Annotated in this window: 13 protein-coding genes and 2 pseudogenes; 11 read left to right on the top strand and 4 right to left on the bottom strand. The window is 66.5% G+C overall.

Annotated elements, in window-relative coordinates; all coding sequences use genetic code 11:
- The first annotated feature begins 218 nt into the window (after nucleotides 1-218).
- A pseudogene (locus FO044_RS14260) lies at nucleotides 219-1767 on the top strand (Re/Si-specific NAD(P)(+) transhydrogenase subunit alpha).
- Nucleotides 1768-1772: 5 nt separating this feature from the next.
- Nucleotides 1773-3230 (top strand): Re/Si-specific NAD(P)(+) transhydrogenase subunit beta, encoded by a 1458-nt coding sequence (gene pntB, locus FO044_RS14255; protein ID WP_186290631.1) that lies wholly within the window; start codon nucleotides 1773-1775, stop codon nucleotides 3228-3230.
- Between the two features lie 163 nt (nucleotides 3231-3393).
- Here pntB and FO044_RS14250 read toward each other — a convergent pair whose 3' ends face one another.
- Together FO044_RS14250 and FO044_RS14245 are read right to left on the bottom strand one after the other, a co-directional pair.
- A complete protein-coding gene (locus tag FO044_RS14250) occupies nucleotides 3394-4146 on the bottom strand; it encodes a metallophosphoesterase (protein ID WP_143965868.1) in 753 nt (250 codons plus the stop codon).
- A gap of 37 nt (nucleotides 4147-4183) precedes the next feature.
- Nucleotides 4184-4483, bottom strand: a complete 300-nt coding sequence (locus FO044_RS14245; protein WP_143965867.1) for a hypothetical protein — start codon at nucleotides 4481-4483, stop codon at nucleotides 4184-4186.
- On the opposite strand from FO044_RS14245, the gene FO044_RS14240 reads away from it, so the two are divergent.
- Complete coding sequence (locus FO044_RS14240) at nucleotides 4482-4904, top strand: nitroreductase family deazaflavin-dependent oxidoreductase (RefSeq protein WP_143965866.1); 423 nt, start codon at nucleotides 4482-4484, stop codon at nucleotides 4902-4904. The genes FO044_RS14245 and FO044_RS14240 overlap by 2 nt on opposite strands.
- A 21-nt stretch (nucleotides 4905-4925) precedes the next feature.
- Here the strand turns inward: FO044_RS14240 and ligD are convergent, their stop codons facing one another.
- Nucleotides 4926-6851: a non-homologous end-joining DNA ligase gene (gene ligD, locus FO044_RS14235; protein ID WP_143965865.1), complete on the bottom strand. Its 1926-nt coding sequence runs from the start codon at nucleotides 6849-6851 to the stop codon at nucleotides 4926-4928.
- Nucleotides 6852-6916: 65 nt separating this feature from the next.
- Between ligD and ku the strand changes: the two are divergent.
- The 4 genes and pseudogenes from ku to FO044_RS14215 form a co-directional block, all read left to right on the top strand.
- A pseudogene (gene ku / locus FO044_RS14230) lies at nucleotides 6917-7690 on the top strand (non-homologous end joining protein Ku); the annotation flags it as partial.
- A gap of 52 nt (nucleotides 7691-7742) precedes the next feature.
- Nucleotides 7743-9206, top strand: coding sequence for a flavin-containing monooxygenase (locus FO044_RS14225; protein WP_143965863.1), 1464 nt, complete (start codon nucleotides 7743-7745; stop codon nucleotides 9204-9206).
- A gap of 54 nt (nucleotides 9207-9260) precedes the next feature.
- On the top strand, nucleotides 9261-9737 hold the full coding sequence (locus tag FO044_RS14220; protein ID WP_143965862.1) for a DUF4334 domain-containing protein: 477 nt from the start codon (nucleotides 9261-9263) through the stop codon (nucleotides 9735-9737).
- Between the two features lie 64 nt (nucleotides 9738-9801).
- A complete protein-coding gene (locus tag FO044_RS14215; protein ID WP_143965861.1) occupies nucleotides 9802-11091 on the top strand; it encodes an alpha-hydroxy-acid oxidizing protein in 1290 nt (429 codons plus the stop codon).
- Between the two features lie 183 nt (nucleotides 11092-11274).
- Here FO044_RS14215 and FO044_RS14210 read toward each other — a convergent pair whose 3' ends face one another.
- Nucleotides 11275-12144, bottom strand: coding sequence for an oxygenase MpaB family protein (locus FO044_RS14210; protein WP_143965860.1), 870 nt, complete (start codon nucleotides 12142-12144; stop codon nucleotides 11275-11277).
- Between the two features lie 85 nt (nucleotides 12145-12229).
- Between FO044_RS14210 and FO044_RS14205 the strand changes: the two genes are divergently transcribed.
- From FO044_RS14205 to FO044_RS14190, 4 genes are all read left to right on the top strand, one after another.
- Entirely contained in the window at nucleotides 12230-12880 is a 651-nt protein-coding gene (locus FO044_RS14205) for a TetR/AcrR family transcriptional regulator (protein ID WP_132992505.1), read from the top strand.
- Complete coding sequence (locus tag FO044_RS14200) at nucleotides 12877-13503, top strand: TetR/AcrR family transcriptional regulator (RefSeq protein WP_132992504.1); 627 nt, start codon at nucleotides 12877-12879, stop codon at nucleotides 13501-13503. Before FO044_RS14205 ends, FO044_RS14200 begins: the two co-directional genes overlap by 4 nt.
- 77 nt (nucleotides 13504-13580) lie before the next feature.
- Nucleotides 13581-14795, top strand: coding sequence for an acyl-CoA dehydrogenase family protein (locus FO044_RS14195; RefSeq protein WP_143965859.1), 1215 nt, complete (start codon nucleotides 13581-13583; stop codon nucleotides 14793-14795).
- Nucleotides 14792-15808 carry a phosphotransferase family protein gene (locus FO044_RS14190; RefSeq protein WP_132992502.1) on the top strand — a complete coding sequence of 339 codons (1017 nt, stop codon included), beginning with the start codon at nucleotides 14792-14794 and terminating at the stop codon, nucleotides 15806-15808. The genes FO044_RS14195 and FO044_RS14190 overlap by 4 nt, the downstream gene beginning before the upstream one ends.
- The last annotated feature ends 13 nt before the right edge of the window (nucleotides 15809-15821 follow it).

Raw genomic sequence — 15821 nt, 5'->3', positions numbered from 1 at the left:
CTATGTTCGTCGCACGTTTTCCATCAGCGGGTCCGGCCACGTGTCACCCGCACGCATCGCGCGAGTTCGATGAAGCACTGGCCGATGAACCCTGGAACCGCTCCACGTGAGCGGCACTCCCTGCTGTTCGTCTGTTCTGATGCGGCATCGAGGTCAAGCCGATGCGGACATCAGATCAAGGTGAGAACTACAGACATGAGTGTGGGAGAGGCAGTGACATGCTGATCGGAATCCCCCAGGAATCGAAGGCAGGCGAGACTCTCGTCGCGGGCACCGCGAAGACGGTCGGGCAGCTGCAGCAACTCGGTTACGAGGTTGTCGTCGAATCCGGGTGCGGTACGCGTGCCGAGATGCCGGACGAGAAGTTCACCGAGGCCGGCGCTCGCGTCGGCTCGGCCGACGAGGTGTGGGCCGCCGACGTGGTCGTCAAGGTGAATGCCCCGACGGACGACGAGGTCGCACGCATGCGCCGTGGCGCCGTGCTGATCTCGATGGTGGCGCCGGCTCGCAACCCGGAACTCCTGGAGAAGTTGCAGAACGCGGGAATCACCGCGCTCGCCATGGACGCCGTGCCGCGTATCTCGCGTGCGCAGTCGATGGACGTGCTGTCCTCGATGGCCAACGTCGCCGGATACCGTGCGGTGGTCGAGGCCGCCCACGAGTTCGGCCGGATGTTCACGGGCCAGGATGTTCACGGGCCAGGTCACGGCGGCCGGCAAGATCCCGCCGGCCCGCGTCTTCGTCGTGGGCGCCGGCGTGGCGGGCCTCGCTGCGATCGGTGCGGCATCGGCGATGGGCGCGGTCGTCCGCGCCTTCGACGTGCGCCCAGAGGTCGCCGAACAGGTTGAGTCGATGGGCGCAGAGTTCGTCCAGGTCGACTTCGAGGCGGAGAAGTCCGAGGACGGCTACGCCAAGGAGATGACCGCCGAGCAGGAGGCGGCTACCGCGTCGATGTACGACGAGGAAGCGCGCCTGGCCGACATCGTCATCACCACCGCGCAGATTCCCGGGCGCCCGGCGCCGCGACTGCTGACCGCGGAGACGGTCGCCGCGATGCACACCGGTTCGGTGATCGTCGATATGGCTGCTTCCAGCGGCGGCAACGCCGCAGGTGCGGTCGCCGACGAGAAGGTCGTCACCGACAACGGCGTCACGATCCTCGGCTACACCGATCTGGCCGGCCGTCTGGCCGCTCAGACGTCGCAGCTCTACGGCACCAACATCGTGAACCTTCTCAAGCTCATCACGCCGTCGAAGGACGGTGAGCTGACGCTCGACATGGACGACGTGGTGCAGCGCGGAATCACGGTGACGCGTGACGGTGACGTCATGTGGCCGCCGCCTCCGGTTCAGGTGTCCGCGGCTCCCAAGGCCGCCGCTGCCGAGCCCACTCCGGAGGAAGAGCCGAAGGAGCCGATGTCGGCGGGTAAGAAGGTCGGTCTGGTACTCCTGGGTATCGCCGCGTTCTTCCTGGTCAACGCGTTCGCACCGGATCCGATCCCGCAGCACTTCACGGTGCTCATGCTGGCGATCGTGATCGGCTACTACGTCATCGGCAAGGTGGCGCACGCGCTGCACACGCCGCTGATGTCGGTCACCAACGCCATCTCCGGTGTGGTGATCGTCGGTGCGCTGCTGCAGATCGCCACCGGTAACACCGCGATCCTGGTGTTGTCGACCATCGCGATCCTGCTCGCCTCCATCAACATCTTCGGTGGCTTCGCCGTCACCCGTCGCATGCTCAGCATGTTCAGTAAGGGGGCATGACCGTCATGGACATCAACTCCATCTCCATCGCGGCGTACATCGTCGCATCGCTGCTGTTCGTCCTGTCGCTCGCAGGACTGTCGAAGCACGAGTCGGCCAAGAGCGGCCTGACGTACGGCATGGTCGGCATGGTCATCGCGCTCGCGGCGACCATCGCTGTCGCTCTCAGAGACATGAACGACCTGAGCTTCGCCGGGGTGTCGTTCAACAAATGGCTGCCGATCGGCCTGCTCATCGCGGCTGTCGTCGTCGGCGGGCTCATCGGTCTGTGGCGCGCCAAGATCGTCGAGATGACGGGTATGCCGGAGCTCATCGCCCTGCTGCACTCGTTCGTCGGTCTCGCTGCTGTCCTCATCGGTTGGAACGGCGCTATCCAGGGTGCTCACCTGGACGGTGTCCCGCAGGACGATCAGGGCGCGATCATCGGGATTCACGCAGCTGAGGTCGCGATCGGCATCTTCATCGGTGCGGTCACCTTCACCGGTTCGATCATCGCCAACCTGAAGCTGTCGGCCCGGATGAAGTCGGCGCCGCTGATGCTGCCGGGCAAGAATTTCATCAACATCGGTTCGATCGTCGTCTTCGCCGTACTGACCGGCATCTACGTCGCACGTGACTCGCACAGCGACACCACGGGCTACATCCTGCTCGCGGTCATCACCGTGGTCGCCCTCCTCCTGGGTCTGCACCTGGTGGCGTCCATCGGCGGCGGCGACATGCCGGTCGTGGTGTCGATGCTGAACTCGTACTCCGGTTGGGCAGCTGCGGCCTCGGGCTTCCTGCTCAACAACGATCTGCTGATCGTGACCGGTGCACTCGTCGGCTCCTCTGGTGCGTACCTGAGCTACATCATGTGCAAGGCCATGAACCGCTCGTTCGTCTCGGTCATCGCGGGCGGCTTCGGTATCGAAGCGGGTCCGGCCGACGATACGGACTACGGCGAGCACCGCGAGATCAAGTCCGATGCGGCAGCCGAACTGCTCGCGGACGCCAAGTCGGTCATCATCACACCTGGTTACGGCATGGCCGTGGCGCAGGCGCAGTACCCGGTGGCCGATCTGACCGCCAAGCTGCGCGCTAAGGGAATCGACGTGCGCTTCGGTATCCACCCGGTCGCCGGTCGTCTGCCCGGTCACATGAACGTGCTGCTCGCCGAGGCGAAGCTTCCGTACGACATCGTGATGGAGATGGACGAGATCAACGACGACTTCGAGGAGACGGACGTCGTGCTGGTCATCGGTGCCAACGACACGGTCAACCCGGCGGCCGCGGAGGATCCCAGTTCGCCGATCGCCGGTATGCCGGTCCTGGAGGTCTGGAACGCCAAGGACGTCGTCGTGTTCAAGCGCTCGATGGCAGCGGGCTATGCCGGCGTGCAGAACCCGCTGTTCTTCCGCGACAACACGCAGATGCTCTTCGGTGACGCCAAGGAGCGCGTGGAGGAGATCATCTCCGCCCTGTAGGGATCCGTTCCCCGATCACTCCCGGCCCTGGCCCTCGCTTGTGCGAGGTCCAGGGCCGGAGTCGTTCACGACCGTCGTCTCAGTGGTACCGCACAGCGGCGACGACCCGCTATAGGGGAATGCCGGGGCTGTGACGTACCACTCGGACGAGACGCGCGATCTCTCAGAGCACGACGCTGCGGAAATGCGTCGTCAGACGACGGTCGTCGATCAGATGGAAGGCCAGGCCCGCCGGCTGCTCCTCGTTGATCACGTCGTCGCCCTCGAAGGGCAGATTGAGCGTCGATGAGACGCCGGGTGCCGTGACGAGTGGGACTCCTGCGAAGGTGCCTGCCGATGCCGAGTGGATGTGGCCGCACGCAAGACCGACGATCTGCGGATGCTCGTGCACGAACGCGGCAAGCGCTGACGGGTCTTGCTGCGCGATGGTGTCCATGAACGGCATGCCGACCGCGGCCGGTGGATGGTGGAACGCGACGAGAGTCGGAGTGTCGCCCGCCTGCTCGATCCGCCGACTCGCCCAAGCGAGAGTCTCCGGCGAGATCGCACCGTCGTTCTGACCGGGGATCGACGAGTCGAGGGCGAGAACGAGGAGTCCATCGAGCTCGAGAGCGGAGTTCACCGGTGCATACGGGTCGGCGGAATCGTCGGGTCGGGACACCCGCCGGTAGGCCGCGCGATCGTCGTGGTTACCCAGAAGCGTGAGAGTCGGGATGTCGGTGACGACTGTTTCGACCGCCTCGCGGTACTGCTCATCGAGGCCGCCGTCGGCGAGGTCGCCGGAGACGACGAGGGCGTCGATGCTCGCAGCTCCGCCGCATCGGTTCCGCAAGTAGTCGACCACGGCAGCGATGCGCCGACGATGGGCAGCATCCCCTTGGAAATGCAGGTCGCTGATCTGCGCGACGACCGACATGCGGACTCCCTCCGTGGTCGCGTGTGCGAAATCAAGGCTAGACCACGGGTCGGCGTCGAGCCTGGTCGGGAGACGGCATGGTGTGAAGGGCGACTCCCGCCTCGGTGATGCACTCCACGTCACCCGTGAACCGTCCGAGCCGATCGCCGGCCGAAGTCCTTCGTACACCGACCATCGACGGCGCGCTGTTCAACCTAGCAGTAGTCGCCTCGCATGCCGGGTGGTGAGCCGGAGTCCCCTTCTCGATCACCCGGATGCGATGCGGGTCGCTGCCGTCGAGGGTTGCACCGTCGGTCTCACGGCGCCGATCCCGGAAGGCGACTACCGTCGGACCCATGAGTGAAACTCCTGAACTGAGTCCGACCGACTGGGTCCGCCAGCAGACCGAGAAGATCCTCGCGGCGGGCACCACCGCGGCCGTGGACCTCGACGGCATGCACGTGGTCCTGTTCACTACTATCGGCGCCAAGTCCGGCAAGGCCCGGTACGTCCCGTTGATGCGCGTGGAGGAAGACGGCAAGTACGCGATGGTCGCGTCGAAGGGCGGCGCCCCATCGCATCCGAACTGGTATCACAACGTGAAGGCGAACCCGGAGGTCACCGTTCAGGACGGCGACGCCGTCATGACTCGCACCGCGCGTGAGGTGTCGGGCGACGAGCGCGCGCACTGGTGGACGCTCGCCGTTGCAGCGTTCCCGCCATACGCCGAGTATGAGAAGAACACTGATCGGCAGATCCCGGTCTTCGTTCTGGAGTGACCGGCTCTGCCGTCTGCTCTGTCAGAGGTCGCCCGGCAGCTTGTCGCGGCGGATGCCGCGCCAGCTGGGATGACGCAGGTGGCCGGTCGAGGTCCAGTTCATGAAACGGACATCGGCGACGAGCTTGGGAAGGACCCACGTCGCGCTCGACGCGACCGGGCGGTCGAGAGTTCCGATGAACGGAGAACGGCTGATCTGCAGGGGTCGCAGTTCGTCGAGGAGTGCGTCGAGGTCCGCATCGGTGAAACCGGTGCCGACCCGGCCGACGTACCTGAGGCCGGTCTCGTCGGGCAGCCCGACGAGCAGTGACCCGATGGACCCCGACCGTCCGCCGCGTCCGGACCGGTATCCGCCGATCACCACCTCGATGTCGTTCCAGTTCTTGTGCTTTCGCCAGTCGGAGGAGCGCCTGCCCTCCTGGTAGGTAGAGGCGCGGCGCTTGGCGACGATCCCCTCCCATCCTTCGCTCTTGGCGTGGTCGGCGGCGGCGGAGCCCGGGCCCGGAATCAGCGCGGGGACGTCGGCGACGGCAGCCGCGCCGATCATCGGGGTGAGCTCGTCGAGCACCGCGCGGCGCTCCTCCCAGGGTGAGGATCGCAGGTCGGTTCCGTTGACGGACAGGACATCGAACACAAGGTAGCGGACAGTGCGCTCTTCGCCGCGACGATGCCGTGATGCGAGGAGGGCGAAATCCGTGGCGCCGCTCGAGTCGACGGCCACGACCTCGCCGTCGAGGACGACGTCGAATCCGCGGAGCACTGCGCCCAACTCGCGCAGTTCCGGGAAGTCCGCGCTCATGTCTATGCCCGATCTGGACGTGAGCGTCACCTCCCCGTTCCGGTGTCCGGCCAGGATCCGGTAACCGTCCCACTTCCCCTCGAATGCCCACTCCGAGTCGGCGAGCCCGTCGATCGCCTCGTCCGCGGCCAGCATCGGTCGAGGGCCGGGGGAGTACCCGGTGATGCGGGTCGGCTCGCTCGGGCGAGCCTTCGTTGCCGTCGTGCTCGCGGACGTGCGCCGGGGCGACCTCGTCTTCCGGTACTCGCCCAGGTCGACGGCTCGGTCGGTCGTCGGCAGCAGTGCCGGATCGAGGTCGGCGAGCAGATCGCCCGACTCGGCGAACCGCTCGAGGACCTCCCGGTAGTCGAGTTGAGCCAGATCGGGGTCGGCGATCTCGGTCCATGTTCGCGGGGCCGCCACCCACGGCCGCTCCCGGCCGCGCAGTGAGTACGGGGCGAGTGTCGTCTTGGCTGCCGAGTTCTGACTCCAGTCGACGAAGACCTTCGACGTTCGGGCCGCCTTCGCCATCGTGGCGGTCACCTCGGTGGGGTGGGCCTCGGCCAGCGAGTCCGCGATCTGCTTGGCGACCGCACGCGCTGATTCCGAGCTGACCGGTGTCGGGAAGCGGGCATAGATGTGAATGCCCTTGCTGCCACTGGTCACCGGGAACGCGGTGAGCCCGGCGTCGCCGAGGACGTCGCGGATCATGAGTGCGACCTCGCCGCATCGGCGCAGTGGCACCTCGGGGCCCGGGTCGAGGTCGATCACGAGCCGGTCGGTGCGCCGGGTGTCGTCGGACAGATCGATCCGCCATTGGGGGACGTGCAGTTCCAGCGCGGCCATCTGGGCGAGCCACACGAGGTCGGCGGCCGATCCGGCAACCGGGTAGACGGTCCGCCCGGCGGAGTGCTCGATGGTGAAGCGCGCCATCCAGTCGGGTGTCCCCGGGGGAAGGGCCTTCTCGAAGAACGGGCCCGATCCGGTGCCGTGCGGCCAGCGCTTGCGGGTCACCGGACGCGAGGCCAGGTGAGCGAGCATCGCGTCGGCGATCTCGATCGCGTAGTGCACGACGTCGAACTTGCGGGTACCGGAATCCGGGTACATCACCTTGTCGAGATTGGTCAGCACGATGCGCCGACCGTTCACTTCGAGCGCAGACCCGGGCATGCACTGATTGTGCACCGAAACCGCGAGTGTCGACCAATACCGGCATCCGGTGGCACAATCACCCCATGCGCTCGATCTGGAAAGGCGATCTGAGCTTTGGCCTGGTGAACGTTCCGGTCAAGGTCTACTCCGCGACGGAGAGTCACGACCGCAGCTCGCACCAGGTGGATGCCGCCGACGGCACGCGCATCCGGTACCGGAGGGTCCGCGAGGGCACCGATACCGAGGTCGAGTACGCGAACATCGCGAGTGCCTACGAGTCGGACGAAGGCGAATCGGTGATCCTCACCAAGGACGATCTGGCGTCGCTCCCGGTGACGCGGAGCCCGGAGATCTCGATCCTCGAGTTCGTGCCGATCGACCAGGTCGACCCGATCTACTTCGATAAGCCGTATTACCTGGAACCGTCGTCGAAATCGCCGAAAGCGTATGTGCTGCTTGCCAAAGCTCTCGAACGCACCGAGCGGCTCGCAGTCGCCACCTTCACGCTCCGGAACCGAACGAGGCTGGCCGCCCTGCGTGTGATCGACGGAGTGATGACGCTTCAGACTCTGCTGTGGCCCGATGAGGTGCGTAAAGCGGACTTCGACTTCCTCTCCGCCGACGTGCAGATCCGCGATCAGGAACTCGACATGGCCTCCTCGCTCATCGAGACGATGGCGTCGGACTTCGATCCGACGCAGTTCGAGGACACCTACCAGGCGGAGTTGTCGAAGTTGATCGAGGCAAAGGCGGGCGGTGACCAGGCGTTCACCGAGCCGGAGAAGAAGGGCGGGGACGCGAGTGACGACGAGGTCGCCGACCTCCTCGCGGCGCTTCGCGCTTCGGTCCGGGACCGCGAGGCAGGCTGACCGTGATCCGCGTTCGGCGGATGACACGAGGAGGAATCCGATGAGCACTGACCCGCACGCACCCATCGACGTCTTGATCGTCGGTGCCGGACTGTCGGGTATCGATGCGGCGTACCGGTTGCGAGAGGCGGTGCCGGATCTGAACTACCGGATAGTGGAGCAGCGCAGCCGGATCGGCGGTACCTGGGATCTGTTCCGCTACCCGGGTGTGCGGTCCGATTCCGACATCTACACGCTGAGCTTCCCGTGGAACCCGTGGCGCGGCGATCTCACGATCGCGCGGGGCGACGAGATCCGGGAGTACTTGGAATCGACCGCCAAGGATTTCGGGATCTACGACCGCATCACCTTCGACGTCGAGGTCACGGCCGCGGACTTCGATTCGACGACTGACCTGTGGACGGTCGACGTGATCGTCGAGGGCGAGCCGGCGACGATCGTCACCCGGTTCCTGTACATGAGCACCGGCTACTTCCGATACGACGCCGGATACCGGCCGGAATTCCCGGACGAGAGGGAGTTCTCCGGCACGATCGTGCACCCGCAGCTCTGGCCGGAGGACCTCGACTACGACGGCAAGCGCGTGGTGATAATCGGCAGCGGTGCTACCGCGGTCACGCTGGTCCCGGCCCTGGCGGAGCGGGCCGGTGCGGTCACGATGCTGCAGCGTTCACCGACCTACTTGTTCCCGTACCCGTGGACCGATCCGCTGACACGCGGTATCAAACGGGTGCTTCCCGTGCAGGCGGCACATGATGTGATCCGTTGGCGCAACGCCGTTCTCACGATGGGAATCTTCCTGTTCTGTCGGCGGTTCCCGAAGCTCGCACGTCGGGGACTCCGTGCGATCGCGAAATCGATGCTGCCGCCGGGGTATCCGGTGGATACCCATTTCAAACCCAGCTACGAGCCGTGGGACCAGCGCCTGTGCATCATCCCGGACGGGGACTTCTATCAGACGATCAAGGACGGACGGGCAGAGGTGGTCACCGACCGAATCGCGCGGTTCGACGAGGCCGGAGTGACACTCGAGTCCGGACGGCACCTCGATGCCGACATCATCGTCACCGCGACCGGCCTCGACTTGATTCCGTTCGGTGGGGTCTCGATGTCCGTCGACGGCGAGCACTTCGATGCGGGCGACAAATACGCCTATCGCGGGTACATGCTGGATGACGTGCCCAACCTGGCGTGGGCGGTCGGCTACACGAACGCGTCGTGGACACTGCGTGTCGACCTGACGAGCCAGGCCGTGGGCGAATTGATCGCCCATATGCGCGAGCGCGGGTACACGCGTGCGATGCCCACTCTGAACGGGGCGCGGCCGAAGGCTCATCCGTTGCTCGAACTCGACGCGGGCTATGTGAAGCGCGCCGGGGGGACCCTCCCGAAGGCCGGCGACCGCACGCCGTGGCAGGTACGCCACAATCTGATCCTCGATGCCATCGACGCCCGGCGTTACCACGTCGAGGAGGAGATGGTCTTCGACTCGCACACGCCGTGACACAGTATTCGAGTTCTGTTCCAATCGGAGCCCTGCTGAACGTAAGGTCGGGGCATGAGACCACTCACGAACGAGCAGGCCGTCGCCGACTTCTTTCGGTGTGCTGAATCGCAGGAGGTCAGCGAACCTGCAGACCTCGATGCCGTCTGGGCGGCGCTGCCCACGGTGCAGATCGAGGAGATCCTCGGCGATTGGCGAGGCGGCGAACTGCCGTCCGGTCATGCGCTGGACGGTCAGCTGACGAAGGTCGGATGGCATGGCAAGTGGCTGCGCGGGCGCTGGGACGTCGCGCCGATGGTGTGCCGCGACGCCGACGGCGAGTTGTACTCGGATCTGGAGATCGGGAAGGGCGGCGCCAGTCTGTGGATGGTGGATTTCCGCGGCGAATCGACCGCTTCGATGGTCTACGACGGGCAGCCGGTGATCGATCATTTCAAGAAGGTCGACGGCCGGACGCTCATGGGTGTGATGAACGGCAGCACGTCGCTGGTGCGCGACGAGCACTTCTACTTCTTCCTCGTCCGCGAGTAGGCGACGCGGCTACGAGCCGGCGACGCAGCTACGACGGTCGCAGCGGTGGGCCACAATGAACGGCATGGTCTCGACGAACTTCGGTCGCGGTAGGCAGAACGACATCTACTCGGCGGGCATCCACGGGCGCCGCCCAGCGGTCCCCACGGACTTCGCGACGCTGGAGCGGTGCGCCCGGGCGAAGATGACCGACCGCGCGTGGGCGTACATCGCGGGCGGGGCGGGTGAGGGTCGGACGATGGACGCCAATCGCGAGGCCTTGAACCGGTGGGCGATCGTGCCGCGAGTGCTGCGCGACACCAGCGAACGCAGTCTGCAGACCGAACTGTTCGGGCAGCGGTTACCGGCCCCGGTCCTGTTCTCGCCGGTCGGTGCCGGGGCGCTCGCGCACGATCGTGCCGACATCCACATCGGACACGCCGCGGCCGAACTCGGTCTGCCGTACATCTTCTCCAATCAGGGCAGTGCCCCTATGGAAGACGTTGCCGCAGAGATGGACTCGGTCCGCCCGGGTTCTCCGCGCTGGTTTCAGCTGTACTGGTCCACCGACGACCGCCTCGTCGGGAGCCTCATCGAACGGGCGGAGAAGTCCGGAGCCGCCGCGGTCGCCGTCACCCTGGACACGACGATGCTCGGCTGGCGGCCGCAGGACCTGAACCTCGGATCGCTCCCGTTCGCCAGAGCCGAGGGGATCGATCAGTACACGTCCGACCCCACGTTCTGGAGCATCGTCGGCGAACGACTCAGGGCGGCCACGGCATCGGAGAGACCGGAGGTGACTCTCGGGGCGATCCGGACGCTCTTCTCGATAGCCCGGAATGTGCCGGGCGAGCTGCGTCGCAACCTGACCGCCCCCGAGCCGCGTGCAGCGGTCCAGACCTTCCTCGACATCTACTCGCGGCCATCGCTCAACTGGGACGACATAGCTTCGCTCCGCGAACGGACGAACCTGCCGATCGTGCTCAAGGGCGTGCTGCACCCCGACGACGCCCAGCGTGCGGTCGACCTGGGAGTGGACGGAATCGTCGTGTCCAATCACGGTGGGCGCCAGGTGGACGGTGCGATCTCGTCGACGGATGCCCTGGTCGGCATCGCGGACGCCGTCGGCGGCCGGATCAAGGTGCTCGCGGACTCGGGTTTCTACACCGGCTCCGACGTGTTCAAGGCGCTGGCTCTGGGTGCTGACGCGGTCTGCATCGGGCGGCCGCACATGTACGGACTTGCGCTTGCCGGGGCCGACGGTGCGCGAGACGCGGTGGCGAACATCGTCGCGGAGCTCGACCTGACGCTCGGCCTCTCCGGGCACACAGACGCCGCTGCCCTGGACCGCTCGGCGCTGCAGCGAATCGGTTGAAGCCGTTTCGGTCGGCATCGATCGTCCGAGTGGTACCGCTCAGCGTCGGCATCGCCCTATAGCGGGTTACCGCCCGCCAGCGGGACCACTCAGACGAGCCGCGGAGCGGGGCCTGCGGATCGGCGCCGTCGTGCCGCGGTCTCGCGTCCCGTGCGGAGGGAGGGGGAGGACGATGTCGGGAGATCAGACGAGAGATCTCTTGGTCCGCATCCGCCAGCGGACGTCGGCTATCAGGATGTTGAACGGAAAGTGCCGCCACGAGGCGGGCATCGCGCGGGTGGCTGCACGCAGCAGGACGTTGTTGACGGCGAAGAACCGGGCCTGCCGTCGTGATTGGGTGACTCCGAGTTTCTCGCGGAACTCGGGTGGCAGGTAGCCGAGCGACATGGCCTCGGAGAACGGTCCGAGGATCTTCGACACCGGTTTGGCGGCGAACTCGAACCGCACGATCGACAGCAGGTAGCTCGAGATCACGTCGTCGATCTCGAGTCCGGCGACCGTCTCGTTCCAGTACGTCTCGAAGTCTGCGCGGGTTGCGGGCCACATCTCCGGCGGCATCTGGAGCGTGGTGCCCATGACGGCACCCTGTCGATACGCCTCCTCGGTGATGTCGGCCGGGTCGCCGTACAGGCGCACCATGTCCTCCCAACCGCGGTACAGGCAGGCGGCGACCCAGAGTTGGAGGGCGGGATCGAACGCGTTGTACTTCACCGGACTCGACGCCGTGGATCGGACCTGGGCGTGCGATCTGTTGACCGCGTGGCGGTACCGGCGCCGCAACTCGGCGTCGCCCATGGCTGCGACAGCCAGGTAGGTCAGCGTCGTCCGAGTCCGCTTGACCGGGTGCTTGTACAGATTGCCGGAGTGCACCTGGCTCTCGTAGACGCCGTAACCGACCGCCGGGAGCGCGAGCTGCATGACGACGTTGGCCGGACCCGCGAGGAGGGCGGGTCCCAGGAGCGTCATGGCCGAGATCTTCTGCTCGTCGATCTCCATGCGCCGGGAACGCGCGATCGGATGCGCAGCGGGTGTCTCGATCTGCTCGGCGGTCATGATGCTCCTTGAAAGTGATAACAACCGTTTCCTATTGTTGATTCAACGCGCGGTCACCGAGGCTGTCAAGAGTCGAGGTGTCAAGATGGACGGTGTGAGTGAATCGGGGCAAGGTGCGAACGAGCTGCGCGCGTACGGCGGAGAGGCCGGCGACACGCGTGTGGCGCGCCGCCGCGCCGCACTCGTCGATGCGGCCCTGGACATGCTCACCGGGCATGGGTCGGGGGCTGTGACGGTTCGTGGAATCTGCGCACGCGCGAACCTGACGCCGCGCTACTTTTATGAGAGCTTCGAGAACGTCGACGCCCTTGCCGGGGCCACCTACGACGGCGTGATCACCGAGATCGCCGACCGGGCCCTCGCGGCTTTCGAGTCGGGTGCGGATGCGCACGACAAGGTGTCATCCGCGGTCGAGGCGATCGTCGACGTGATCGACTCGGACTCGCGAAAGGGGCGCCTGATCTTCTCGGACACGCTGCGCAGTCCGGTGCTCGCTGAACGTCGCGCCGATTCGTTGCAGCTCTTCGCGGTACTCACTTCGCAAACCGCGACTCAGGTTGCGCGGGTCGGCGATGGGGCGGAGTCGATGGCGGCCGCCCACTTCCAGGTGGGTGGTCTCGGCCGGATCCTGGCTTCCTGGACGGAGGGTCGGTTCGCGCTCGACCGTGAGCGGCTGATCTCGGTGTGCGTGCGAATGCTGCTTCCCGAGCCTCGCGGTGCGGAGGCTGTGCAGTGACCGGCAGTGCACGTACGGCAGCCGGTTCGAACTGGCGCGACTACGGCGAGGTCGATCTGCCCGCACCACTGCGTGCGGCGCTCGCGGCATTCGTCGAGCACGGGTACCACGGCACCTCGGTTCGCGAGATAGCTTCGCGGGCAGGACTTTCGGTTCCCGGTCTGTATCACCACTACCCGTCCAAGCAGTCGCTGCTGCAGGGGTTGCTCGAGCGGACCATGACCGACCTGCTTCGGCGATCGGAGGAGGCGATCGACGAGGCGGGCGCGGATCCGCTGACGCAGTTCGACGCGGTGGTCGAGTCGCTGTTGAGGTTCCACATGTATCGCCGTGAACAGGCGTTCGTGGGGTCTACCGAGATCCGCAGCCTGGACGCGGACTACCGGGAAACCTACATCGGGCATCGTGACCGGCAGCAGAAGATGGTCGATCGCGTGGTGCTCGCCGGTGTGGGCGGCGGGGTGTTCTCGACCATCGACCCGAAGGGGGCGGCGCGCGCGGTCGCGAGCCTGTGTGTCGGGGTGTCGACCTGGTATCGGGCGGACGGCGAACTCGGGCCGGATGAACTCATCGTGCGAAACCTCGAATACGCACGCTCGGTGGTCGGGTACGTTCCGGACTGACCCTTGACGTCACATGCACCGCATGTGAGAGTGAAGCGTGACCGAGCGATCGCTCGGTCGGGACTATGGGAGAGATCATGCCGATCGACCTGTCGTATCGACCGGAAGTGTCGGAACTGGCCGTCACAACCACGAAGTTCATTGCCGAGCACGTGCTCCCCGTCGAAGAGCGCTTCGCGGGCGACATCACGGCTGCGGGCGGTGACGACTGCCGCCGCGAGTTGAATGCCGAGGCGAGGAAGGCGGGCATCTTCGCCCCGCACGCGCCCGAGGAGTTCGGGGGCCTCGGGTTGTCGATGTCCGACCGCGTCCCGGTCTTCGAAGCGGCAGGAGCGTCGACGTTCGGTCCCGTCGCGCTGCACATCGGCGCGCCCGACGAAGGCAACATCCACATGCTGGCGCACGTGGCCGATGACCGGCAGCGTCACGAGTACCTGGCGCCGCTCGCCGCGGGTGACGTGCGCAGTGCCTTCGCGATGACCGAGCCGTCCCCAGGCGCAGGTGCGGACCCCAACGCGCTGAGCACGATCGCCGCACGGGTGGATGGCGGCTGGCGGATCAACGGCCGCAAGCGGTTCATCACCGGCGCCGACGGCGCCGACTTCTTCATCGTCATGGCGCGGACATCGGGTGACCCCGGTGATCGAGGCGGCGCGACGATGTTCCTCGCCCCCGGCACCGCACCAGGCATCACGATCGACCGGCATGTGCACACAGTCGATAAGTCGATGATCGGCGGACACTGCGAGATGACGTTCACCGATGTGTTCGTCCCAGACGAGGACGTGCTCGGCGCGGTCGATGAAGGCTACCGCTACGCCCAGGTGCGTCTCGGGCCCGCACGGATGACGCATGTGATGCGCTGGATGGGATCGGCGGTGCGAGCCCACGAGGTGGCGCTGCGGTACGTGGATGAACGCCAGGGCTTCGGCGGTCGGCTGGGCGATCTCGGCATGATCCAGCAGATGGTGGCCGACAACGAGATCGACCTCGCGGCAGCGCGCTCGCTCCTCGTCCGGGCCTGCTGGGAGCTGGATCAGGGGTCGAACGCATCGGATGCGACCTCGATCGCGAAGACCTTCGGCGCCGAGGCGTTCTCCAGGGTCGCCGATCGTGCGATCCAGATGTGCGGCGGGCTCGGCGTCTCCGAGGACCTGCCGCTCGCTCGACTCGCGAATGAACTGCGGCCCTTCCGGATCTACGACGGACCGTCCGAAGTGCATCGCTGGGCGATCGCGAAACGCGCGGTGGGCCGGGCGCGCAAGGCCCGAGACGAAAGGACGACCGCATGACCGACCACCCAGGGCTCAGGACCGAGGATCTTCGCCGCCTGCTCGTCGAGAGCGATGCAGACGTGACGGGCGACCTGCGCATCGACCTCATCAGCGGCGGTCGGTCGAACCTGACGTTCGACGTTCGCGACGATGTGCACCACTGGGTCGCTCGCCGTCCGCCGACTGCCGGCCTGACTCCGTCGGCGCACGACATGGGGCGCGAGTGGGATGTCACGACGGCACTGGCCGGCACCGCGGTGCCGGTGGCGGAGGCGGTCGCGTTCGATCGCTCCGGCGATATCATCGGTGCGCCCTGCACGGTGGTCCAGTTCGTCGACGGACCGATCTTCCGATCGGCCGCGGATCTGGATTCACTCACCGACGACGAGGTGACCGCGAGTGCGGACGGTCTGATCCGCACACTCGCCGACCTGCACGCCGTCGATTACCGGGACGTCGGGCTGGGTGAGTTCGGCAGGCCGGACGGTTTCGCGGCCCGGCAGGTGAAGCTCTGGGCGAGGCAGTGGGGGCTGGTGAAGACCCGCGACCTACCGGATGTGGATCGCCTCGTCGGGCTGCTCGCCGATCGGATTCCGGCACACGCTCGGAACACGATCGTCCACGGGGACTACCGCATCGACAACACGATCCTGTCGCCCGACGACCCGGGCCGCGTGGCCGCGGTCGTCGACTGGGAGCTGTCTGCGCTCGGCGACCCGATCACCGACGTGGCGATGATGTGCATCTATCGCGAGCCGGTGTTCTCCGCCGTCCTCGGGTTCGAAGCCGCCTGGACCAGCGACCGCTACCCGGATGCGGACGGGCTCGCCCAGCGCTACGCGGAGGCGACCGGCGCCGATCTGGGGGACTGGAACTTCTATCTCGGTCTGGCGAACCTGAAACTCGGGGTCATCGCCGAAGGGATCACCCACCGGGCGCTCAAGGGCGGTTCGTCCGGCGCGTCCGGTGCCGAACGGGCGGCCGAAGCCACGGCGTCGTTCATCGCGCGAGGATTGGCGGCGGTGTCGTGACATCCAGGAGGGT

This window comes from Gordonia zhaorongruii, assembly GCF_007559005.1.
Classification (GTDB): Bacteria; Actinomycetota; Actinomycetes; order Mycobacteriales; family Mycobacteriaceae; genus Gordonia; species Gordonia zhaorongruii.
Note: the sequence above shows the minus strand (reverse complement) of the source record. Positions and strands in the feature narration are given on the sequence as shown.

What these genes read in the sequence shown, in the direction of transcription:
- ligD (WP_143965865.1), bottom strand. Translation starts at nt 6,851, where the DNA reads ATGCCCGGGTCTGCGCTCGAAGTGAACGGTCGGCGCATCGTGCTGACC.
- FO044_RS14220 (WP_143965862.1), top strand. Translation starts at nt 9,261, where the DNA reads ATGAGACCACTCACGAACGAGCAGGCCGTCGCCGACTTCTTTCGGTGT.
- FO044_RS14205 (WP_132992505.1), top strand. Translation starts at nt 12,230, where the DNA reads ATGGACGGTGTGAGTGAATCGGGGCAAGGTGCGAACGAGCTGCGCGCG.
- FO044_RS14225 (WP_143965863.1), top strand. Translation starts at nt 7,743, where the DNA reads ATGAGCACTGACCCGCACGCACCCATCGACGTCTTGATCGTCGGTGCC.
- FO044_RS14210 (WP_143965860.1), bottom strand. Translation starts at nt 12,144, where the DNA reads ATGACCGCCGAGCAGATCGAGACACCCGCTGCGCATCCGATCGCGCGT.
- FO044_RS14250 (WP_143965868.1), bottom strand. Translation starts at nt 4,146, where the DNA reads ATGTCGGTCGTCGCGCAGATCAGCGACCTGCATTTCCAAGGGGATGCT.
- FO044_RS14240 (WP_143965866.1), top strand. Translation starts at nt 4,482, where the DNA reads ATGAGTGAAACTCCTGAACTGAGTCCGACCGACTGGGTCCGCCAGCAG.
- FO044_RS14215 (WP_143965861.1), top strand. Translation starts at nt 9,802, where the DNA reads ATGGTCTCGACGAACTTCGGTCGCGGTAGGCAGAACGACATCTACTCG.
- pntB (WP_186290631.1), top strand. Translation starts at nt 1,773, where the DNA reads ATGGACATCAACTCCATCTCCATCGCGGCGTACATCGTCGCATCGCTG.
- FO044_RS14190 (WP_132992502.1), top strand. Translation starts at nt 14,792, where the DNA reads ATGACCGACCACCCAGGGCTCAGGACCGAGGATCTTCGCCGCCTGCTC.
- FO044_RS14245 (WP_143965867.1), bottom strand. Translation starts at nt 4,483, where the DNA reads ATGGGTCCGACGGTAGTCGCCTTCCGGGATCGGCGCCGTGAGACCGAC.
- FO044_RS14195 (WP_143965859.1), top strand. Translation starts at nt 13,581, where the DNA reads ATGCCGATCGACCTGTCGTATCGACCGGAAGTGTCGGAACTGGCCGTC.